20 protein-coding genes are annotated in these 21,172 nt (G+C 48.0%); all 20 read left to right on the forward strand.

The window, feature by feature from the left end:
* Position 1: 1 nt before the first annotated feature.
* The 20 genes from V1224_00790 to V1224_00885 all read left to right on the forward strand — a co-directional run bounded on the left by V1224_00790 (position 2) and on the right by V1224_00885 (position 21,140).
* Entirely contained in the window at positions 2 to 748 is a 747-nt protein-coding gene (locus tag V1224_00790) for an ABC transporter ATP-binding protein (GenBank protein ID WWR16025.1), read from the forward strand.
* 15 nt (positions 749 to 763) lie between these two features.
* Complete coding sequence (locus V1224_00795; GenBank protein ID WWR16026.1) at positions 764 to 1,411, forward strand: SIS domain-containing protein; 648 nt, start codon at positions 764 to 766, stop codon at positions 1,409 to 1,411.
* A 32-nt stretch (positions 1,412 to 1,443) separates the two neighbouring features.
* On the forward strand, positions 1,444 to 2,388 hold the full coding sequence (locus V1224_00800; protein ID WWR16027.1) for an NAD(P)-dependent oxidoreductase: 945 nt from the start codon (positions 1,444 to 1,446) through the stop codon (positions 2,386 to 2,388).
* A gap of 17 nt (positions 2,389 to 2,405) precedes the next feature.
* A complete protein-coding gene (locus V1224_00805) occupies positions 2,406 to 4,496 on the forward strand; it encodes a hypothetical protein (GenBank protein WWR16028.1) in 2,091 nt (696 codons plus the stop codon).
* Positions 4,493 to 5,587, forward strand: coding sequence for a glycosyltransferase (locus V1224_00810; GenBank protein ID WWR16029.1), 1,095 nt, complete (start codon positions 4,493 to 4,495; stop codon positions 5,585 to 5,587). Before V1224_00805 ends, V1224_00810 begins: the two co-directional genes overlap by 4 nt.
* Before the next feature lie 10 nt (positions 5,588 to 5,597).
* Positions 5,598 to 7,220, forward strand: coding sequence for a polysaccharide pyruvyl transferase family protein (locus tag V1224_00815; GenBank protein WWR16030.1), 1,623 nt, complete (start codon positions 5,598 to 5,600; stop codon positions 7,218 to 7,220).
* Entirely contained in the window at positions 7,217 to 8,161 is a 945-nt protein-coding gene (locus V1224_00820; protein WWR16031.1) for an NAD-dependent epimerase/dehydratase family protein, read from the forward strand. The genes V1224_00815 and V1224_00820 overlap by 4 nt, the downstream gene beginning before the upstream one ends.
* Before the next feature lie 19 nt (positions 8,162 to 8,180).
* Positions 8,181 to 8,957: an NAD(P)-dependent oxidoreductase gene (locus V1224_00825; protein ID WWR16032.1), complete on the forward strand. Its 777-nt coding sequence runs from the start codon at positions 8,181 to 8,183 to the stop codon at positions 8,955 to 8,957.
* Positions 8,958 to 8,978: 21 nt separating this feature from the next.
* Positions 8,979 to 9,989 carry a kinase gene (locus tag V1224_00830; GenBank protein WWR16033.1) on the forward strand — a complete coding sequence of 337 codons (1,011 nt, stop codon included), beginning with the start codon at positions 8,979 to 8,981 and terminating at the stop codon, positions 9,987 to 9,989.
* Between the two features lie 48 nt (positions 9,990 to 10,037).
* Complete coding sequence (locus V1224_00835) at positions 10,038 to 11,312, forward strand: HAD-IIIA family hydrolase (protein ID WWR16034.1); 1,275 nt, start codon at positions 10,038 to 10,040, stop codon at positions 11,310 to 11,312.
* Positions 11,309 to 11,629 carry a hypothetical protein gene (locus V1224_00840; protein ID WWR16035.1) on the forward strand — a complete coding sequence of 107 codons (321 nt, stop codon included), beginning with the start codon at positions 11,309 to 11,311 and terminating at the stop codon, positions 11,627 to 11,629. The genes V1224_00835 and V1224_00840 overlap by 4 nt, the downstream gene beginning before the upstream one ends.
* Positions 11,575 to 12,495, forward strand: coding sequence for an FkbM family methyltransferase (locus V1224_00845; GenBank protein WWR16036.1), 921 nt, complete (start codon positions 11,575 to 11,577; stop codon positions 12,493 to 12,495). Before V1224_00840 ends, V1224_00845 begins: the two co-directional genes overlap by 55 nt.
* Positions 12,496 to 12,525: 30 nt before the next feature.
* Positions 12,526 to 12,738, forward strand: a complete 213-nt coding sequence (locus V1224_00850; protein ID WWR16037.1) for a hypothetical protein — start codon at positions 12,526 to 12,528, stop codon at positions 12,736 to 12,738.
* A gap of 14 nt (positions 12,739 to 12,752) precedes the next feature.
* On the forward strand, positions 12,753 to 13,997 hold the full coding sequence (locus V1224_00855) for an SPASM domain-containing protein (protein WWR16038.1): 1,245 nt from the start codon (positions 12,753 to 12,755) through the stop codon (positions 13,995 to 13,997).
* Entirely contained in the window at positions 13,987 to 15,390 is a 1,404-nt protein-coding gene (locus V1224_00860; GenBank protein WWR16039.1) for a radical SAM protein, read from the forward strand. The genes V1224_00855 and V1224_00860 overlap by 11 nt, the downstream gene beginning before the upstream one ends.
* 50 nt (positions 15,391 to 15,440) lie before the next feature.
* Positions 15,441 to 16,832 (forward strand): radical SAM/SPASM domain-containing protein, encoded by a 1,392-nt coding sequence (locus V1224_00865; protein WWR16040.1) that lies wholly within the window; start codon positions 15,441 to 15,443, stop codon positions 16,830 to 16,832.
* Positions 16,820 to 17,716, forward strand: coding sequence for a UbiA prenyltransferase family protein (locus V1224_00870; GenBank protein ID WWR16041.1), 897 nt, complete (start codon positions 16,820 to 16,822; stop codon positions 17,714 to 17,716). The genes V1224_00865 and V1224_00870 overlap by 13 nt, the downstream gene beginning before the upstream one ends.
* Positions 17,717 to 17,768: 52 nt before the next feature.
* Positions 17,769 to 18,845, forward strand: coding sequence for an acyltransferase (locus tag V1224_00875; protein ID WWR16042.1), 1,077 nt, complete (start codon positions 17,769 to 17,771; stop codon positions 18,843 to 18,845).
* 145 nt (positions 18,846 to 18,990) lie between these two features.
* Positions 18,991 to 20,532: a hypothetical protein gene (locus tag V1224_00880; GenBank protein WWR16043.1), complete on the forward strand. Its 1,542-nt coding sequence runs from the start codon at positions 18,991 to 18,993 to the stop codon at positions 20,530 to 20,532.
* A gap of 17 nt (positions 20,533 to 20,549) precedes the next feature.
* A complete protein-coding gene (locus V1224_00885; GenBank protein WWR16044.1) occupies positions 20,550 to 21,140 on the forward strand; it encodes a methyltransferase domain-containing protein in 591 nt (196 codons plus the stop codon).
* The last annotated feature ends 32 nt before the right edge of the window (positions 21,141 to 21,172 follow it).

Raw genomic sequence — 21,172 nt, forward strand, 5'->3', positions numbered from 1 at the left:
GATGGGAGCGGAAGGGAAAGACATCGCACTCGATGTGCGGCATATCAGCATTGATTATAGAACGTTTGATAACACCTCTGTCATGCAGCTGTTTCGGAAGAAGAAGGGAAAGAAAGACGCGGCAGGGACGTTCCGGGCAGTAAACGATGTCTCTTTTTATGTAGAGAAAAGTAAGATTCTGGGAATTGTGGGCAGCAACGGCGCCGGTAAGACAACGCTGTTGCGCTCGGTGGCAGGTATCTTTCATCCGGATGAGGGAATGATCGACACCAAAGGCAACCGTGTCTCGCTGATGGCGATCGGTGTCGGTTTTAACAATCTGAATACGGGACGGGAGAATATTTTCAAGTCAGGGATGCTGCTTGGATGCAGTAAAAAATATATCGAACAATATCTGGATCAGATCATCGAGTTTTCAGAGCTGGGGAAGTTTATCGACAGACCGGTGCGGACCTATTCGAGCGGGATGTACAGTAAGCTGTCGTTTGCCATTACTGCGATTCTGGATGCGGATATTTTGCTTGTCGATGAAGTGCTCAGCGTGGGGGATGAACATTTCCGGAAAAAGAGTTATCAGAAGATGGAAGAGCTGATTCTGAGCGATCACACGGTTCTGATCGTCTCTCACGACATTGAGACATTGAGAAAGTTTTGCGATGACGTCCTGTGGCTGGAGCATGGAAACATGATCAAAATCGGTCCGGCGGCAGAAATTCTTGACGAATACAAAGCGTTTATGAGTGATTAGAACAGGGAGATAAGAATGAATGTGGGAGCGGCGGCGGAACTGGGACGGCTATTGGCAGATTATCCCGGACTGCAGGTGATAAAAGAACAGATCAGGCAGGCATTTGTAATGCTGAGGAAGTGTGTCGTAAATGACGGCGTGATCTATTGCTGCGGGAACGGCGGCAGCGCCGCAGACTGTGAACACATTGTTGGAGAGCTGATGAAAGGGTATAAACTTCAGCGGGAGCTGCCTGCGGAGAAAAGACAGTCTTTTGCAGATCACTACGGAGAGCGCGGAGCTGCGATCGCCGGCTGTCTGCAGAGCGCCATCCGGGCACAGTCACTTGTCAGTCAGGCTTCCCTGATGAGCGCATATAACAATGACATCAACTGCGAATATGTATTTGCCCAGCAGATCTATGGCTATGGAAGGGAAAAAGATGTTCTCTGGGCGCTCAGCACGTCAGGGAATTCGGCCAATGTCGTCAATGCAGCGATTACGGCCAGGGAAAAAAAGATTGCCGTGCTGGCAATGACCGGAGCAGAGGGAGGAGAGCTTGCCGATATTGCGGATGTCTGTCTGAAGGTTCCTTACAGAGAGACAGACCGGACACAGGAATGCCATCTCGCGGTCTATCATTGCCTCTGTGCGATGCTGGAAAAACAGTTTTTTGAGAACTGATCTTATAAAAAAGGAAAGACAAGGAGGACAATATGTTAAAAGGAACAAAAGTAGTTGTAACAGGAGGCGCAGGTTATATCGGGTCGGTGCTTGTGCCGATGCTTCTGGAGGAGGGGTGTCAGGTCACAGTCGTGGACAATTTTTATTATAAGCAGGTGACATTGCTGGATTGCTGCATGAATCCTGATTTTCGTGTGATCAAAGGGGATGTGCGAAATGAAGCGCTGATGACAAAAGTCATTGAAGGCGCCGATTATATCATTCCGCTCGCAGCCATGGTAGGGTTTCCGCTCTGCAAGGCTGACGAGACGGCGGCGCAGACAATCAATCAGGACGCCGTGGAGATGCTGATCCGAATCCGCAAACCGGAGCAAAGGCTGATCTATCCCTGTACGAACAGTGGATATGGTACGGGCAGTGGGGATAAATTCTGTACGGAGGACTCCCCGCTGAATCCGATTTCCCTGTATGGGACGACAAAAGTAAATGCGGAGCGGGCGGTATTGGAGGCGGGAAACTCTCTGACATTCCGGTTTGCCACCGTATTTGGCGCCTCTATGAGGATGAGGACAGACCTTCTTGTCAATGATTTTGTATACCGGGCGGTATTTGACCGTGCCAACGTGATCTTCGAAGGTAATTTCAAGCGCAACTATATCCATATCAGAGATGCGGCGGGCGCCTTCCTTCATGCGATGGAGCATTTTGAAGAGATGAAGGGAAAGCCTTATAACTGTGGCCTTTCATCGGCCAATCTCTCAAAACTGGAATTGTGTGCAAAGATTCAGGAGCATATTCCGTCCTTTGTCTATATGGAGGCGCCCATCGGTGAGGATCCGGACAAGAGAGACTATATCGTGTCAAACGAAAGGCTGGAGGCGACGGGCTGGAAACCCAGGTATTCTCTTGATGACGGGATCGAGGAATTGATGAAAGTATATACGATTATCAAAAACAATACGTATTCAAATGTGTAAGGTTCAGAGGAGCTCATATGTCAAAATTTATCTTGATCGACCAGTCAATAGAGGGAAAGGGAGGGCACTATCTCGAATATGCGATGAATGTCCTCCATGCTGCCCGCCAGGAAGGGTATGAGATCTGTCTGGCTACGAACAGGAAGTTTACCGGGTCGTTTGACTGTGAGGTATTACCGGTCTATACGTACAATATCTGGGGTAAAAAGAGAAGGCGGGCAGGAATTTTTCATAAGCTGGCGGGCAAAATGGCAGTCATTGCCTGCCGTATCAGGGATGCGGCCGCGGCAAGGACGGTTATCGGAAAATATTCTCTTTTTGGGCAGACAGTACAGATGGCCATACAGGGGAATTTTGGAGAAATAATGGAAATGACCTCTGAAAAGAATGTGCTGCTTTTGCTTCCTTTGCTATTGCCTGCAATCCTGATCGGGATTCCGGCGGCAGTCTTATTCTTTCTTTACCGGTCCTTTTTGGCGGTGTTTTATCTGGCTGCACAGCTTCGCGTCGTCCGCCTTGCGGGGAGCCTTGGAAAAGAGAGGATGGAAGGGCTGTGTCAGTCCTGGAACAAAGCACTGTCTCGTCTGAAAGGGGGCGGCGTTTCAAGAGGCAGATGGAAAAAAGATTTTGGCAGGTCTACGAAAAAGGTGCTGCGATATTTTCAGGCCGGGCCGGGCGACATCGTTTTTATTCCCACCTTGTCCGAGACAGAGCTGATGGGGGTAGCAGAGCTCATAAAAAAGCACGAGAGAGCCTGTGGGCCTTCCTGGCATATGGTGTTTCGGAGAAATCTGTTTGCCGGTAGAGAGCCGGTGTACCGGGTGACAGACAAAGACGTCTTAACATTTCGTAAGATCCTTTACCGGTTTGTCTCTCTGGTCGACGGCCGGGCGGCGACTTACTTTTATACGGACACGGAACGTCTGAGCGCCCAGTACAATGAACTGAATATCACAGAGTTCTCCACACTGCCGATCCCGATCAACCCGGCGCTGCAGGTCCCACAGAGGAAACAAGTGCAGGCGCCGGTCAATATTGTCTATCTTGGGGATGCAAGGAGAGAAAAGGGATACCAGTTTCTCGACGGAATCGTCCGCGATCTGTGGAAAGACTATGCGTTAAAAGGAAAAGTCAGGTTCGAGTTTCAGTCGAATTTCAGCTTTTCGGACAGGAAAAACAATTTTGACCTCGTATATGGCAGACAACATATGCAGCTATTTTGCAGCGCGGCAGTGAAACTGCATATGGATGCGCTGGACTCCGACGCATATGGCAGACTTGTGAGAGAGGGAGACATTGGGCTGCTCTTATATGACAGAGACAACTATTATGCCAGAAGTTCCGGGGCATATATCGAATGCGTTTGCTGTGAGATGCCGGTGATCGTGCCCGGGGCATCGTGGATGGCGATTGATCTGGATGAAGCAAATTATGAATATCGGGAGCAGGTGCGCTCGCAGATGCAGGAACTGATGTGCCTGCAGTCGGCATGGATGAACGAGGCGGAATACATACGGTATGGAAGAGGAGGCCTGGCAGAGGCGGCGGAGTGTATGCGTATCGTCCCTGCTTCCTCGCCGGAATCGGAAGGTACGCTGGCATTTTCCAGTTACGACAACCGGGCAATCTGTATGGCAGTCGTACCGGAGGATTGTCAGTATCTGTTTCTTTCTTATGAGATGTGCGAATATGGCCGTCAGGGGAATTATGCACGGACCAGGGTCACGGTCTTTGATGAGTATGGGATGGAGTGCGGCGGTATCCAGAGCGACGACTGCAGCACGGACCAGGTGATCTCGATTATGCTTCCACTGGCACAGGAGGCGGCTTATATTACGGTTGAAATGTGGAACGCCTTTTATGAGGAGCCGATCTTTCTTGTTTCCCCGTCAATCGGTTTTTATCGTCAGGCGGCGGACCGCGGGCTCCCGCTGGGGACATTCGGGCTGACATATTCGAGAGAAGAGGATGTTGGAGAGTTGCTTCGCAATATCGTCGATCATTATGACCTTTATAAAGAGGAGGCGATCGTCAGGGCAAAGCAATACAACGAAAAACATACGGCGCGAAGGCTCGTTCGGCAGATAAGTGAAAGGAAAGCAGTATGAATCAGTTGATCATCGGTATTTCGGATGTGAGTCTGGGATATGGCTCCATACAGATTCCGCTGTTTATGAAATTTCTGAAAGGAAAAAAGCAGGGATATGAGGCACGGGTGCTGGAAGTCGATCAGCCGGAGAAAACTTATGTCCGCGACAGGTATCCGGAGTTTGACATCGAGAGGATTATGACGGCGACGCCCTGCTATACGAAAGCGGGCCGGATCGAGTATATACGCAGATGTGCCGGGACGGTCAACCGGTTACAACCGGAAATACTGGTTCTCTTCTGCTCGTTTACCCTGCCGGTCCTGTTCAAGCTGAAATACCGGCCACAAATGGTGATCTATTATAACATCGAGATGGCGAGCGCTTATGGAAGAGACGATTGTGTCTTAAATTCGCTGTTGTCAGGGAAAGTCGATCTGCTCATTTATCCCGAATCGAACCGGGCGATGCTTGATATAAAAAAGTTTGGCCTGCAGCAGATTCCTGCTGTGGAAGTTTTCAACTGTACGGACAGGCAGACACAGGGCAGAGGCCATGTCCATATGGAAGAGAAAAACGGAAAAATCCTCTATTCCGGCACACTCGATCAGGAAAATACCAATGCGCATTATTTGCTGGACAAAGAGTTGAATCAGCACAGAATTGATATTTTTGGCAATGTGACAGGAAAAGGGAGCGGAAAGCTGCGGAGGGAACTGCTCTGTCTGAATGCCAATGTGCGCTACAGGGGCTATATCGCCAACGAGGCTCTGCGAGAAATTCGCAGATACTATGCGTTCAGCATTGTCATGTGGAATCCGGTCAATGAAAATCAATATTTTGCTGCCCCAAATAAATTTTTTGAGTCAATCATGGATGGGGTCATCCCGATTGCCGCGCCGCATCCGCAGTGCCGTGAGATCATAAAAAACTATGACTGCGGGATTCTGATGCGGGACTGGAGTCAGGACGCTTTCCGTGAGGCGCTGCGGACTGCGCAGAGAATATACGGGACAGAACGGTATGCGGAAATGATGCGGAACTGTCGCAGAGCGGTAAGGCAGGAGCTGTCCTGGGAGAAGCAGATGACAAAGCTGGAGCAGTGGATATAGGTGTCGGATAATGAAATATATCAGTATATTTGGCTATTATGGATTTGAAAATACGGGCGATGACGCAGTACTGCGTTCTCTGCTGGACGACCTGTGTCAGTCAGAGGAAACACTGTATATTGTCGTTTTCTCTGACGATCCGCAGAAAACGGAAGCGCTGTATGCGGATGCAGGGATACATGCCTGCAGGTGGGACGATCACGCCTGTCTGAATATGGCGGTCAGCCAGAGCGATCTGCTTTTGATCGGCGGCGGTGGTCTGTATAACTGCTATCTTGATTATCCGGCGGAGCTGTTGTTGAAAGGAAATCACAGGTATTTCAGTGTAGTTACATTCGGCCTGCCTTTTCTGGCCCGCATCTGGGGAACGCCGTGTGCGGTAATCGGCTGCGGCGCCAGCGAAGTTTTGTCGGAGGAAGCCAGAGAGCATATCGGCGTAAGTCTGACCCTTCTCTCAGAGATTACGGTCCGCGACGAGGGAACGAAGGCCATTCTCTCGGCCTTCAGGCGAAAGGGGGGGGAAGTATCGGAGCTTTCGGAAATACCAAAGATCCGGGTCACAGCCGACCCCGTATTCCGGCTGGACGACAGCAATGCGGTATTCTGTGAGGCGGAACAGGCGTATCTGGACAGTGTCTGCGCGGAAAAAGGAAAAGAGCGGTTTGTGATCGGCGTGTCACTGCGAAACTGGCTTTCAGACAATGAAAGCGCCTTGCAGGCAGTGGCAGAGGCTATTCAGATGGTCGCAGGGGAACATAAATGTCTGGTCTTGTTCCTTGCCTTTGATAACGGACAGTCTGTGGATCATCTGAGCAGTGACAGCACCGTGGCTCTGCGGCTTCAGGAGCTTCTTGCCCCGGACCCGGCTGTCCAATTCAGCTATTGGCCGGCGTATCTGCGCCCGTATTTTGCGTCGCGGCTGATCTCGCAGTGTGACGTGATGATTGCCATGCGGCTTCATCCGGTCGTTATGTCCATCAAAAACCGGATTCCGGTGATCGGGCTGATGTACGACCAGAAAGTGCGCAGCATCATGCGTGAATGTGGTCTGGAAGAATATTGCCTGGATCTCGGTACCGTGACGGGAGAACAGATCATACGGCTGTTGAAGCGGTCTGTATGTGAGAAACGTGTCAAAGAGGCGGGGGCAGTCATGCGGGAACGGGCGCAGGACAATATCCGCATGGTTCACCGGCTTTTGGAAAGTGTTCCCCGATGGGAAAGCGCAGAAACCGACATCATCGGACATCAGTTACGACAATATTTTCGCAGTGACATCAGGGCACAGTTTGAGAGAGAGAAGGCCGACACGCTTGCATCAGGGGATTATGAAAGTGTCCGGCGCATGTGCCGTCTCATTCATCCGGAGCGGTGGGATGCGCAGCTTTCTTATGAACTTGCATTTTCTCTTCATCAGCTTGGGGAGACAGAGGAAGCGCTTCGGTATTATGCAGCAGCGCTGCATGGCGGATTCAGTGAGTACTGGGTCAGATATAACAGAAGTCAGCTATACGATGAGATGGGCGAGACGGAGCTGGCAACACAGGACATTCGCAGAGCTTATGAGATTGATCCGACGAGTGACTGTAAATGTGTGTTGGCGAAGATAACAGGGAGGCGTAGAAAGAGATGAAAATTGTTGTAACCGGTTCCACCGGATTTTTAGGCAGTCATTTGATGCCGATCTTACATGATACATACGGAAAGGAAAATGTAAAGGGGCTCAGTTCCAGGGATTATGACCTGATGGACTTTTCGCAGGCCAGACAGATGTTTGAGGATTTGCAGCCGGAAGTTCTTATCCATCTGGCCGCATATTCCGGCGGTATCGGGGCCAACAGGAAGTACCCGGGTGACTTTTATTTTATCAATACGATACTGACTGCGAACTGTTTTGAACTGGCGGCCAGATATGGAGTAAAAAAGATGATCTATCCGATGGGTGGCTGCTCGTATCCGTCTACCGCCAGCTCACCGATTGGTGAAGAGCAGATGTGGCAGGGCTATCCTCAGAGGGAGAGCGCCGGCTATTCCTCGGCGAAAAAGATGGGGATCGTGGCCAGTCACAGTTACCGGACACAATATGGGCTGAACTCTGTCGTGCTCATTCCCGGAAATATGTATGGGCCTTTTGATAATTTCCGCAATGAGGAGTCACATGTCGTTCCTGGTATGCTCCGGCGCTATTTTGAGGCAAAGCGGGACAAGATTCCGAAAGTAACAATGTGGGGAACAGGCGCGCCGGTGCGCGATTTTGTTTATGCGGGAGATGTGGCGGCCCTGATTCCCTGGTTCATAGAAAATTTCAATGAGACCGGTCCGGTCAATCTCTCTTCCGGGACGACGACTTCCATGAAAGAGTTGGCGGAGATTATCAGGGAGATGACGGGCTACGAGGGAGAGATTGAATGGGATACGGACAAACCAGACGGACAGATGATCAAGATTTTTGATGTGGCAAAGCTGAAGAGTCTGGGACTGTCCTGTCCGACCCCCTTAAAGGAAGGGTTACGGCTTACAGCGCAGTGGCTTGAGAAAAACTATGATACCAAAGGGGATCGGATCAGACTTTAAAGGGAAAGAGGATAGACGAATGATCTATATTATTGGCGGTAATGGATTTGTCGGTTCCGGTATTGTACGGAATTGCCAGAAAAAAGGATTGGCATATGCGGTTGTCACACGGGAAAACTGTGAAGCCCTTGCGAAAAAGCCGTGCCATATTCTGATCAATGCCAATGGCAATTCCAAAAAATATATGGCAGACAGAGATCCGGACTGGGAATTTGAGGCGTCGGTGACATCCGTTCACCGCTACCTGACGATGTTTTCCTACGATAAATACATTCAGCTATCAAGCTGCGATGTCTATCCAGACTGTTCAGACCAGTTCGGGACAGTGGAAGATGCGCCGTTATCGCCATCGAGGCAAAGCACCTATGGATTTCACAAATATATGGCGGAGCAGTGTGTCATGCACTTTGCCAAAGACTGGCTGATTTTCCGTATGGGAGGATTTGTCGGACCCGGACTGAAAAAAAACGCCATATATGATCTGCTCCATGGGCCGCAGTTATGGCTGTCGGAGGACAGCCGGTTACAGTTTATCTCCACCGATGCAGCGGGAGACATGATCTTACGGCTTGCGTTGTCAGATCTGTCTCATGAGATCCTGAATCTGTGCGGAGAAGGGACTGTGCGCATCGGGGATGTGAAAGAACGGGTGGGCAGCACTGTCTCTGTGAATCCGGAGGCAAAAACCGTGCTGTACGAGGTGAACATAGACAAACTTTCGGCGCTGGAAGCAGTTCAGCGTACAGAAACGGCAGTATTTGACTTTGTCGACGGGATGACGAAGCACACCAGATAAAAAGGAAGAGAAAAGATTGCTATGGTAATAACGCAGACACCTTTTCGGATGTCGTTTTTCGGAGGGGGCACGGATTTTGAAGAGTTTTACAGGGAATATGGGGGCGCTGTGATCTCCACGACATTTGATAAATATTGTTATGTGAATGTCAGACATCTGCCTCGGTTTTTTGATTATAAGACGGAGCTGTCTTATTCAAGGATCGAGAAGGTCAACAGTGTGGACGAGATCGAACATCCGGCGATCCGGGAGGCGATGCGCTTTCTGGATATGTGTGAACTGCGTCTGACTTATGAGGCGGATCTGCCTGCCCGATCGGGCCTTGGGACGAGCAGTTCCTTTGCGGTCGGTATGCTGAACGCATTCTATGCACTGAAAGGCAAGTACATTGACAAAAAGCAGCTGGCGGATCAGGCGATCTATCTGGAGCGGGTACTCTGCCGGGAGGCCGGAGGCCTTCAGGATCAGATCGCGGCGGCCTACGGAGGGCTGAACCGTATCAATTTTAATGCGGGCGGTTACAGTGTCAATCCCATAATTATGTCGCCGCAGCGCAAAAGGGAGTTGAATGAAAATCTGATGCTGTACTTTACCGGTTTCTCCAGATTCTCTTCTGATATTCAGAAAGAGACGAAACGCGCCCTGTATGATAAGAAAAGTATTTTACTGGAGATGCTCCGGCTTGTCGATGAGGCTCAGGATTTGTTATCCGGAAAGTCGGACCTGAAAGAATTTGGCCGGATGCTCGATTACACATGGAAGTTAAAGAGCAGCATCGCTTCCGCGATCTCCACAAGACAGGTGGACATCCTGTATGATCGGGCGATGAAGGCCGGAGCCACGGGTGGGAAGCTGCTCGGCGCCGGCGGCGGCGGATTCCTGCTTCTCTATGTGGAGAAAGACAGGCAAAAAAGAGTGAGACAGGCCCTTGAAGATCTGCTTTACATTCCGTTTCAATTTGAGGAGGACGGCGCGCGCGTCATCTATTATGTGGCGGAGAATTTTGTACTGGAGTCAGAGGTGGTAAAGTAGGATGCCCTTTTTGACATCAAATCAACGGGAAGCCAGAGGTAGTATGGTATGAAAATAGTAGTGATGGCAGGGGGGAAAGGGACACGGATCGCTTCTCTGCGGGATGATATTCCCAAGCCGATGATTCCGGTCTGTGGGAAACCGGTGCTGGAGCATCTGGTCGATACGGTAAAACGGCAAGGGTATGAGGAATTGTTTTTCGTCGTCGGACATCTGGGCAAGGTGATCGAAGAACATTTCGGAGACGGAAGCGAATTTGGCGTGTCTATCCGTTACATAAGGGAAAAGACGCCGCTGGGGACGGCGGGTGCGCTGTATTATCTGAAAGAGCAGATCAGGGAAGACTTTCTCCTGCTCAACGGGGACATTATTTTTGATATAGATATTGGGAGAATGCTGCGCTATCACAGGCAAAAGAAAGCGGCGGCGACAATCTTCGTCCATCCGAACGACCATCCGTATGACAGCGGTATCGTGGAGGCGGACCGGAAAGGGAAGGTAGCCCGCTGGCTGACGAAAGAAGAGCGGCGCGATGTGTACCACAATCGCGTCAACGCAGGGATTCATGTGCTGTCGCCGGAGATTTTTTCGCTCTTTGAGCGGGCGGAGAAAAAAGATCTTGACCGGGATGTTTTAAAGCGCCTGATTCCGGGCGGAAAGTTGTTTGCCTATTCTTCTTCCGAATATGTCAAAGACATGGGAACGCCGCAGCGGCTTGCGCAGGCGCAGAGAGATATTTCGAGCGGGCTTGTGGCGAAGAGAAATCTCTCGCAAAGGCAAACGGCCGTTTTTCTCGATCGGGACGGGACAGTCAACAGATACAAAGGGTTTATCAGAGACGCCGCAGACATTGAACTGTGCGCCGGAGCCGCCAAAGCCATCCGGAGGATCAACGAGAGCGGTTATCTGGCACTCATCGTCTCCAATCAGCCGGTCATAGCCAGAGGGGAAGCGGACTTTGCAGATGTCGACAAAATGATGTACAAGATCGAAACACTGCTTGGAGAGCAGGGGGCCTATCTCGATGACTTTTACTATTGTCCCCACCATCCTCACGGGGGCTTTCCGGGGGAGCGGGCGGAATTGAAAGGGCCTTGTACCTGCCGCAAGCCGGAACCGGGCCTGCTGCTTCAGGCGGCGCAGGAGTATCATATCGATTTAGCTGCGTCCTTCATGATCGGGGACAGTATGTCCGATGTGGAGGCGGGAACGCGCGCAGGCTGCACCAGCTATCTTCTGAAAGGCAGAGAGGATTATGGTTATGACTTTGAGGATCTGTTGCAGTGCGTCAATCAAATAACAGGAGAGAGGACAGGAGAATGAATCAATCAGATCGATATTCGAATATCAACGGAATCCAATTACAGGTTCCCGCATTTTTAGAAGGGGTGATACCAGTTTCACCTTGCCAGGATAAATTTCACTATGAGCCGTTTGCCTTTCTGGGGGGGGTGGTATGTCTGAAACCGGGGGATACGGTCTTTGACATAGGAGTAGCCTGGGGCGTGATGACAAGTATGTTTGCCAGTATGGTCAGTGCAGACGGGGCCGGGGAAAGGTGCACTCATTTGAAGCCAATCCCGGAATGCGGAAGTATACGGATGCTTTGCTCGAAGCCAATCATTTCGAACAGATTGTGAAATGGAACAATCATCTGATCTGTGACAGTTCCGGCAGCTCTTCCCCATTTTATGTGGTGGACGGTTATATGGCAGTCGCTTCTTCCGCCAACTCCTGTGTAAAGGCGAAGGGAGCAAAGGAAGTACAGGTGTCCACACTGGCGATTGACGATTACTGTAAAAGGAATGCGGTCTGCCCGGATTATATTAAGATTGACATTGAAGGCGCGGAGTATGTGGCAGTTATGGGCATGAAAGAGCTTATCGAGGACAGGCATCCGACATTTCAGATCGAAACACATGGAATGGAGATCAATGACATCGGCGGAGATCTTCTGTCACTGCTGCGGTTTCTGGAACAGTCCGGTTATGAGTTGTTTGATCTGGAACAGGGAACGATGACAACGGCGGAAAAACATGCGGCTGCATATGCGCAAAAGACAGGGCAGTTATTGGCAAGAACGGAGTTTACAGAGGAGACGCTGGCGGCACTGGAAAGAGAAGGACAGAGGCTGCGGGAGGAGCTGGCATGGGAGCAGGAGCGGAGAGAACTGATCGCTGCGGTCAGAAAAATGCTCGATGAGAATGATATGAAAGGCGCAAAGAGGGCGCTGGCAGATCATGTCCATCAGGATGACTGCCTGGCGGAGGAGCATTATCTGTATGCCTTTGCCGTCCAGAAAGAAGATGTGTGGGAAGCGGTGGAGCAGTATAGCAAAGCGCTGGAAAAAGGGTTCTCTGAGTTCTGGGTCAGATATAACAGAGCGGTGGCTCTGATCGCGGCGAAGCGAACGGAAGAAGCAAAAGACGATCTGCGCATAGCCCATCAGATCGATCAAAATCATGAGGGCGTTTTATTTTATATGCGGGAGCTGCATATGGAATAGATCAGGACAGACAGCCGGAGAGGAGACTGGATGAACTTTAAGCGATTCTATCAAAAGTGTGTAAAGAAAGAAGAGGCGGATATGGTGTTATTCCTTCTCGTCTCGCAGATGTGTAATATCCGCTGTAAATTCTGCTATCAGAAGTCATTTGACCGACAGCGGCTTTCAGATGAGGTTTTATACGAGAGACTGAAGCCACTTTATCCCCGTGTAAGGTTCTTACCGATAGTGGGGGGGAAGTAACGGTCGTCCCGGGGATGAAAGAATATGTGCGGTGGATCAAGGAGAACTATCCGCATATTGACATTGTAATTGGGACCAATGGAGTGGCGTTTGATGAGGACTGGCTGGCGCTGACAGAAAAGTATCACCTGCTCATCAACTACAGCCTGAATGCAGTGAAGCAGGAGACGTATGATCAGATTCTTGTCTCCGGCGATGCCAAAGAGATTTTTGGAAAAATCAACGATCACTTTCACGCGTTGCTTGAGATTCATAATCGTTCTGAGAGGCCGGTTGTCAATGAGGTGAGCATGGTCGTGACGGAAGATACCGCGTCCGATGTGGAGGCATTTATCATCAAGGCGTTGGCTGCAGGAGTGAATCCGATGATCCGTTTCAATGTGGAGAAGGAAATTGAGATGTCGCCGCAGTTTATGGAGGCGGACAGAGTGGCGATCAAGCTGAAGTATTTTTGTGAAGATTATATCACCGTCACACCCTGGCATAATCCGAACTATGAGACGCAGGATGCACTGATCGGGGAGATGAGAAAAGATCCTGTTCTGAGAGAGGAAAAAGAAACATTTTTGCTGACACATGCGAAGAAGAAATCTTCCGGGCCTGCCGTCACTTATATTGATTATATGCCGGAGGGTGCCTCCTGCTGTCCGGTTATTGACAGAGGGCTGTCGGTAGGATTCGACGGAACGGTTGTCCCCTGCTATAATCTGCCCAATTATGTTTTGGGGAATATCTATTATGACACAGTGGAGGAGATTTTGACAGGAGAGCGGCTGCGGACGATCCGGCAGGAGATTCATTGCGGAGATTATCAGTATTGCTTTGACAGGTGTCCGCTCAATCAAAATCCTGACAGCGGCTATAAAAACAGAGAAGTAAAGTTTCACCCTCTGTATGAGCGGTATTTTGCGGAAGGCAATTACGCCGGCGCGCTGAAAGAATATGAAAAAATATGGGACACGCCGCTTTGCAACGCCAGACAGAAATATGAGATGGCCTATTGTCTGCATGTGACCGGAACCGATTACATAAGAGCAGAGCGGCTCTATGCGCAGGCATTCACAGAAGGGTTTGACGAGTTTTGGGTGAAATATAATCGCTGCGATCTCTATATCCGCATGGAAAGGATTGAAGCGGCCAGAAACGACATTCACGACGCTTGTAAGCTCGCACCGGATCATGCCGGTGCAAGAGAACTGTTTCAGAGGTTGTCAGAGCAGACAGAGGAAACACAAGAGGGAGGACGTTATGAGCGATAATAACAGAAAATATTACGGCCAGATTTCACTGTCGTTGATGTGTAATCTAAGGCATAAGTTCTGTTTCCAGACAGCATTTTCCACGAGCCGGCTTAGGGATGACATCTTGTATGAAAAGCTGCTCCCTCTGTATCCGCAGATTGGGGCATTACGCATATTGGGGGGGGAACCGACCGTAATTCCAGGAATCAGAGAATACCTGTTATTTCTGAGAAAAAACAATCCACAGATGGAGATCGAGATCATCACAAACGGGGTACTTCTTGATGAAAGCTGGGTTGACTTTCTGATCGAAAATAAAATCAGTATGCAGATGAGTGTCAATGGTATCTCGCCGGACACATTCCGAAAGATCATGCTGACCGGGAACCCGGAAAAACTGCGGAAACATATTTATAAAAATCTTGCATATGCGGTTGAGCAGCAAAGACGCCATGAGGATGTCGTGCTCATCAACTGTATCAGTATGGTCGTCAACGATGACACGAAGGACGATCTCGACGACTTTATGTGCTATGCACTGGAAAATGGTCTGAATGTAACGCTGCAGTTTCCCAATTCCAACAGTATGGAGATCACGGAGGAATACGAAAAGATCGCAGAGAAAATATTGCTGATTCAATATTACTGTGCTGACTTTATTCAGGTAGTGGCTTACAGCATACCGGATTTTGTGAAAGAACGGGTATCCGGGGAGATCGGAAGGGGAATCCATGCGCAGGATAAGGCAAGTTTTCTGGAAAAAGCAGAAAAACGAAAATCGCTGTCAACTATGAAAATGTTTCTCTATTGTCATGGGTTTGACTATCAGGGCTGCTGTGAAATGCCGACTTACGGGTTTTGCATTCAGGCAGATGGGTCGGTCTATCCGTGCAATAATACGATGAGTTATCCGTTGGGTAATCTGTATTTCGACAATCTGGATGAGATCATGAGCGGCAGCAAACGCCGGACCCTGCAGAAGCAATTACATGAGAACAATTATCAATACTGCTATTCCAGATGCAATCATAATCCATACCCGGAAACCTCGGATGACAGATCGTGTATCGCCTATGAATTCCCCTATAAGAAAGCCTTTCTCGCGGGCGATTATGGCGCAGCATTACAACTGTATGAAGCGGTTAAAGATACGAGTCTTTATGGAAGCGCAGAGATGTATGAACATGCCTATTGCCTGCATGTGACTAATACGGACCTGGAACAGGCGGTCACTTTATATTCAAAGGCGTTGAAAGCCGGCTTTGATGCGTTCTGGGTCAGGTATAACCGGGCGGATGCCTGTCTGCGAATGGGGAAAGAGCAGGAAGCCAGAGAAGACATTCGGGCGGCCTATGCGCTGAATCCGCAGCATAAAGGGATTCAGGAGATGTATGAAAAGATGATCGGTTAAAGAGCAGAACTGCCCGCACGGGGAGAGCTGTTTAAGAAAGAGAGGAAACAATGGAATTGTATTATAATCTTGGAATCAGTGTGGGGCTGGCCTGTAATATGCGCCATAATTTTTGTTACCAGTCGTCGTTTCACCATGCGCGTATTTCGGATGAAATATTGTATGACAAGCTGGCGGACTTTTATGGCAGATCAAACTATATCTCAGTGCTGGGCGGTGAACTTACAGTTATAGAGGGGATGAAAGAATATCTGAGATATTTGCGGAGCAGGAATGACAGAGCAATCATCAGCATTGTGACGAACGGCAGCCGGTTCGACGAAGAATGGCTGCGACTGTGTATTGACCACAGAATCAGTGTCAATTTCTCCCTCGATGCCAGTTCGGAAGAGGCATATGGAAAGCTGATGGCTTCCGGCAGCAATCCTTATAAGAGTGTGAAAGCAAATTATGACAGGGCGTTACAGGCATATCATGAGGAGGGATTTTTACTGAATTGTATCTCGATGGTCGTGACAGACGACAGCGTGGACGATATGATTCCTTTCGTAAAAGGCGCGGTGAGCGACGGGGTGAACTGCCAGATACTCTTTACGAACAATGCCTGTGTAGAGACAACCGACAGGGTGAGGGAAGCGGTATACCGGGCTGTCAAACTGAAGAAGTTCTGTGAAGACTATATTGACATACGGGTGCTGAATCTGAGCGATGACTACACGGTCAACAGCCTGTTTAATATGGCTGATCTGGCTGTAAGTCCGTTACTGGAACAAGAAAAGCAGGAGTTTTTGTCGGAAATCGAACCGAAACGAAAGCAGCGTGCCTATGACGAATGGAGCTATTTTGGCGTCAACGATGCACTGTCAATGTGCACATTGCCGTGGAACGGAATTTATGTGATGCATAATGGTGATGTCATGCCCTGTTGCTGTATGAGTCATTACATATGCGGAAACCTGTATCAGCAGAGTATGGAGGAGATCCTGGACTCCGAATATTTCCATAAAATCAGGGAGGCTGTTGAAAAACAGGATTATTCCTATTGCTGGTCAAGATGCAGACTGACGATGCGGCCGGCCAATCTGTGTATTGCCGGAGGGTTCTGGGAAGATGCACAGAAATTATTTGAGTGCGGAAATTATGCAGGGTATGTAGACTGGGCGGAGAGTCTGTCCGCACCGGATCGGTTAGATGCGAAGATGACTTACTGGCTGGCATTTGCCTGCCATATGCAGAATTATCTGGAAAAGGCTGTTTCGTATTATACGAGCGCGCTGGAGAAAGGGTTTGATCCTTTTTGGGTAAAGTACAACCGGGCTGATGTTTATCTGAGATTGGGGGGGGTATTTCTCGATCAGGCCAGAGAAGACATCCGGGCGGCCTATGCGCTGAATCCGCAGCATGAAGGGATTCAGGAGATGTATGAAACATGGATAGAATGATAATAAGGAGCGGTATGAAACAATATCTGAAATTAATGCGTGTCAGCCATTATATCAAAAACAGTATAATTTTTATCCCGCTTGTTTTCTCGGGGAATTTATTTCACAGAGAGCTGTCGGCAATCAGTGTGTATGGATTTTTCATATTCTGTTTCCTCTCTTCCGTGATCTATATCATGAATGATTTGAGTGATGTGGAAAGGGACCGTCAGCATCCAACGAAACGAAGCAGACCGATCGCCAGTGGAGCCATAAGTGAGAGGCGTGCGGTGATTGTGGCAGTGATGCTGATTACACTGGCAGCTTTGGGACAAATGATTTTGCTTAGTAATCAAAAGGTTCCGCTGATCAGCGGTATGTTGCTGCTGTTTTATTTTCTGCTCAACCTGTTTTACAGTAGGGGGGGGAAAAACGTAGCGATACTTGATATTGTAATTCTGGCAATGGGATATATGATCCGGGTCTTTTATGGGGCCTGTATCATTGAAGTAAAAGTCTCCGTATGGTTGTACCTGACAGTGCTTACAGGCAGCTTTTATTTGGGTCTGGGAAAGAGGAGGAATGAGATTACCCGGTTAAAGAGCGGGAGCACGAGGGCAGTTTTGAAATGTTATACCTATGATTTTCTGGATAAATGTATGTATCTGTGTATTGCGCTGGCGGTAAATTTTTATGCGTTATGGTCGATTCAGACAGATCATAAAGGCATGATCTGGACGGTGCCGCTGGTGATCATTATGATCATGAAATACAGCCTGCAGATTGAAAAGAAAGAATCTGAAGGCAATCCGGTTGACGTTATGATCCATGATAAGGTGATGTGCGGACTTGGCGTTTTTTACACAGCCGCAGTTGTGGCGATCATTTATTTTGGCGGTACATAGAAAAAGCACCTGACAAAAACTGCGAAGGAATGCAATCTATTAAGGAGACAACATGGTAAAAATTAAGAAAAGTAACAGAAACAATTATATCGACGAGCTCAGAGGAATTGCTGCCATCGGCATTGTTGCGATTCATACGGCATTCTGGTCGGGGTCCTACTATACGCCATTATGGTTTCAATCGCTGACATTGTTGCTGGATGTTCCCTTTTTCTTCTTTCTTTCCGGGTGGGCATCAAGTCATCATGTGGGAAATATCTATCAGACAATACGTGGGCTGGGACGAATATGGCTGAAATGGGTATTTTTTATTATCGTTTGGGCCGGTGTATGTATTCCAATCGGGGGGGGTATTACGAATATCCGGGAATTTGCATCTACGGTGATATTTAATGTTACTTTTCAAACCTTTCCCGTTGCGGCAGGCTCTATGTGGTTTATGCCTTACTATATGATCGTACTTGTCTTGAATCAGTTCCTGCTTTTTCTGACAGGCAGACTGGCCGAGAATAAAGACCGGGCGCTTCTCAGTTATACAGGTTTCTTATTCTTATTGATCGTATTGCAAAACTTAGGCAGCCGATTTGTTTTGGTGATTGATGCCTCTCTTCTTTTTTACAGTTTTTTCTGGTCGGCAGGTGTAGCTTATGAGAGACTGGAAACAAAAATTACGCGGAAAGGATTAATAGCGGGAATGTGCCTGATCGTTGTCGGAATTATACTGAGTGCCCGTATTTTAGACATGCCGGTCAGTCCGATGCAGGATAACAAGTTCCCGCCAAACCTTACATACCTGCTGGCTTCTTTCATCGTGATTCTTATTGCATTGTTTATGAAGAAGGATCACCGAAAACAGGTTTCTTTGCTGGTGCACATCGGGAGAAATGCAATCTGGTATTTTTTTGCACAGGGTGTTGGCAGTTCGCTGCTATATCCGGTTTTAAATTATATCAACATAGAATGGTGGCCACCCAAATGGCTGGTCTGTTTTCTCATAAACCTCCTGATTACAACAGTCATCGCGGAGTTGCTGCGGGTTGTTTACGGTGTGATTCAGACAATGTGTGAGAAGTTACAGAAAAAGCTGAAATGGGAAAGGGGAATGGCATATGAGGTCAAAGATCAGTGAGCACACCTATCAAATATCGCAGCTGATTTTATATTTATTTTTATGTAATCTTGTCTTCGTCTCCGGGCTACTGTTCTTTCATGTAACGGTCAACAGATTATCTTTTATACTGTCGGTTGTTTTGGCTTTCCTGATGTGGAAAAGGGTGAACAGAGAATCAGATTCGCATGACAGTGTTTATATTCTTCTGGAATTTGTCATCTTGCTCATCGTGTGTATGATGATCGCAGGATCGGTTTATTCCAATGACTGCGATGGAAACGCCTATCACAAGATGGCAGTGGGACTTTTGAAAAACGGTTGGAATCCGATAGCGGAATCGGCAGACATATTTGGGGCAAGATACTTTGGCGCTGATCAGATACCGACAAGCGGTATCTGGATTGACCACTACGCAAAGGCCTCATGGATATTTGCATCCGGCATCTATTCTCTGACCGGGAATATCGAATGCGGAAAGGTATACAACATTTTATCGGCGATCGCCGGCTGCGGGATTTTATATCATTATCTACAGATAAAATTTGCAGGTAGAACATGCGGCAATGTAATCATCGCCTTTCTTACAATGTTTAATCCAATACTCATAGCGCAGGTATTTACATACTATATTGACGGGTATCTGTGCATTATGCTCTTTATTCTGATTGTGGGACTCTTTATGTCTCTTGAGGATGATCGGGAACTGAGAAGAAAAGGATGGCTGCTCATAGTTCCCGCTATGATTGTTCTGGGAAATATCAAGTTTACGGGATTGTTGTATGGAGGCATATACTGCGTTTTATTTTACGGACTTTCAATCTATAAACATTTTAACAGCGACTCGGTGAATACCCATAGAAAACACTTTCTTCGATATGGGCTGATAGCGGTTGTCACAGTCTTTTTTGTCGGCTATCCGACATATGTTCAAAATTTTTTGGAACATGGGAATCCTGTATATCCACTGGCGGGTGACGGAAATACGATGTCCATGATGATCTATAATGCGCCTGCGGGATTTGAGGGAAGATCAAATGTATTTAAACTGTTTTATTCTCTTTTCAGCAAGATGGAAAATGTCAGCTACGACCTGAGCAGGCCGCTGCCGGAGTTGAAACTTCCGTTTACGATGACCTATCTGGAGTATCTGCAATTAAATGGCTGCGACACAAGGATCGAAGGATTCGGATTTTTATTCAGCGGTATTCTCATTATATCCGTTCTTTTACTGGTATACTTTTTCAGGAAAGCATGGAAGGAAAGGAAGAAATGGCTGCTTGTCTGCCTGGGGGCGAATGTACTGTTGATCGTACTTTTGCTGCTGGTCATTTCCGAGAGCTGGTGGGCCAGATACTCGCCATACTTTTATTTGCTGGTCGTCTTTGCGATGGTACTGTGCCAACGTGATCAACAACGCGGTATCAAAGTCTGGTTTGCTGTATTGGCCTGTCTTCTTTTCCTGAACAATATGTTGTTTTTAAGGCTGGCATCTTTTTATGAAAGAAGTTCTTATTCCATTACGCAGACATTCAGGGAGCTGGAAGGAAAAGAGATTTATTTGCTGAGAGAAAACAGTCTCACCGGATTGTATTTTAACTTAAAAGATTATGAGATTCATTATCATCTCGTAGAGGAAACTGACAGTGAACTGGAAAAAAAGATGTACTACGATTATCTGACATATGAGGAGATTGATTCGCCGTAGAAGGAGGAGATACATAGATGGGATTTGAGAGGAATCTTGGCAGGCTGAGAGAAACCGGGAGAAAACTGGTTTTGCCTGTAGAGAGGATCAAGTGGGTGATCACAGAGGAGTTATGGAATCAGAAAAAGGAGATTGACACGGTCATCGACGTTGGAGCAGGAACTTTGTACTGGAGTAAATGGCTGTCACAGTATGCAAAAAAAACATATGCGGTTGACATTGTATACGAAAAGAGCCGGCTGATCAAGAATGGAAAGATTGTCCTTTGCAATGACATCAGGGAAACGATGGAGTCGGTGAAAAATGCCAATACGTTAGTCTGGGCCTGTGATGTGCTTCATCATTTAGATAAGGATATATCCGAAGAAATCATACGGCAGAGCATGGAGAACTATCATTTCATTGTGATCAAGGATATTAATGCCTGTCATAAACTTGGGAATTTTCTCAATCGTCTTCATGACAGAATATTGAATGGAGAAAAGATCAGAGACATCGATCCCTATGAATTGTTGCAGTTGTTGCAGAAGCACGGATTTAAAACAAGGTTTTTTGAAATGAGAAAACTCTGGTATCCGCATTTTATGATCGTGGCGGAGAGACAGTAAAAATCTGACAGCAGGAAAGGTAACGGAAAACA

Source organism: Lachnospiraceae bacterium JLR.KK008, from assembly GCA_037015955.1.
In the GTDB taxonomy this organism is placed as follows: Bacteria; Bacillota; Clostridia; order Lachnospirales; family Lachnospiraceae; genus VSOB01.

Excerpts from the sequence above, each read along its gene's own strand:
- V1224_00855 (WWR16038.1), top strand. The coding sequence starts at position 12,753 with ATGAAAGAATATGTGCGGTGGATCAAGGAGAACTATCCGCATATTGAC.
- V1224_00865 (WWR16040.1), top strand. The coding sequence starts at position 15,441 with ATGGAATTGTATTATAATCTTGGAATCAGTGTGGGGCTGGCCTGTAAT.
- V1224_00800 (WWR16027.1), top strand. The coding sequence starts at position 1,444 with ATGTTAAAAGGAACAAAAGTAGTTGTAACAGGAGGCGCAGGTTATATC.
- V1224_00805 (WWR16028.1), top strand. The coding sequence starts at position 2,406 with ATGTCAAAATTTATCTTGATCGACCAGTCAATAGAGGGAAAGGGAGGG.
- V1224_00860 (WWR16039.1), top strand. The coding sequence starts at position 13,987 with ATGAGCGATAATAACAGAAAATATTACGGCCAGATTTCACTGTCGTTG.
- V1224_00830 (WWR16033.1), top strand. The coding sequence starts at position 8,979 with ATGGTAATAACGCAGACACCTTTTCGGATGTCGTTTTTCGGAGGGGGC.
- V1224_00840 (WWR16035.1), top strand. The coding sequence starts at position 11,309 with ATGAATCAATCAGATCGATATTCGAATATCAACGGAATCCAATTACAG.
- V1224_00885 (WWR16044.1), top strand. The coding sequence starts at position 20,550 with ATGGGATTTGAGAGGAATCTTGGCAGGCTGAGAGAAACCGGGAGAAAA.
- V1224_00870 (WWR16041.1), top strand. The coding sequence starts at position 16,820 with ATGGATAGAATGATAATAAGGAGCGGTATGAAACAATATCTGAAATTA.
- V1224_00790 (WWR16025.1), top strand. The coding sequence starts at position 2 with ATGGGAGCGGAAGGGAAAGACATCGCACTCGATGTGCGGCATATCAGC.
- V1224_00835 (WWR16034.1), top strand. The coding sequence starts at position 10,038 with ATGAAAATAGTAGTGATGGCAGGGGGGAAAGGGACACGGATCGCTTCT.
- V1224_00825 (WWR16032.1), top strand. The coding sequence starts at position 8,181 with ATGATCTATATTATTGGCGGTAATGGATTTGTCGGTTCCGGTATTGTA.
- V1224_00810 (WWR16029.1), top strand. The coding sequence starts at position 4,493 with ATGAATCAGTTGATCATCGGTATTTCGGATGTGAGTCTGGGATATGGC.
- V1224_00875 (WWR16042.1), top strand. The coding sequence starts at position 17,769 with ATGGTAAAAATTAAGAAAAGTAACAGAAACAATTATATCGACGAGCTC.
- V1224_00815 (WWR16030.1), top strand. The coding sequence starts at position 5,598 with ATGAAATATATCAGTATATTTGGCTATTATGGATTTGAAAATACGGGC.
- V1224_00820 (WWR16031.1), top strand. The coding sequence starts at position 7,217 with ATGAAAATTGTTGTAACCGGTTCCACCGGATTTTTAGGCAGTCATTTG.
- V1224_00795 (WWR16026.1), top strand. The coding sequence starts at position 764 with ATGAATGTGGGAGCGGCGGCGGAACTGGGACGGCTATTGGCAGATTAT.
- V1224_00850 (WWR16037.1), top strand. The coding sequence starts at position 12,526 with ATGAACTTTAAGCGATTCTATCAAAAGTGTGTAAAGAAAGAAGAGGCG.
- V1224_00845 (WWR16036.1), top strand. The coding sequence starts at position 11,575 with ATGCGGAAGTATACGGATGCTTTGCTCGAAGCCAATCATTTCGAACAG.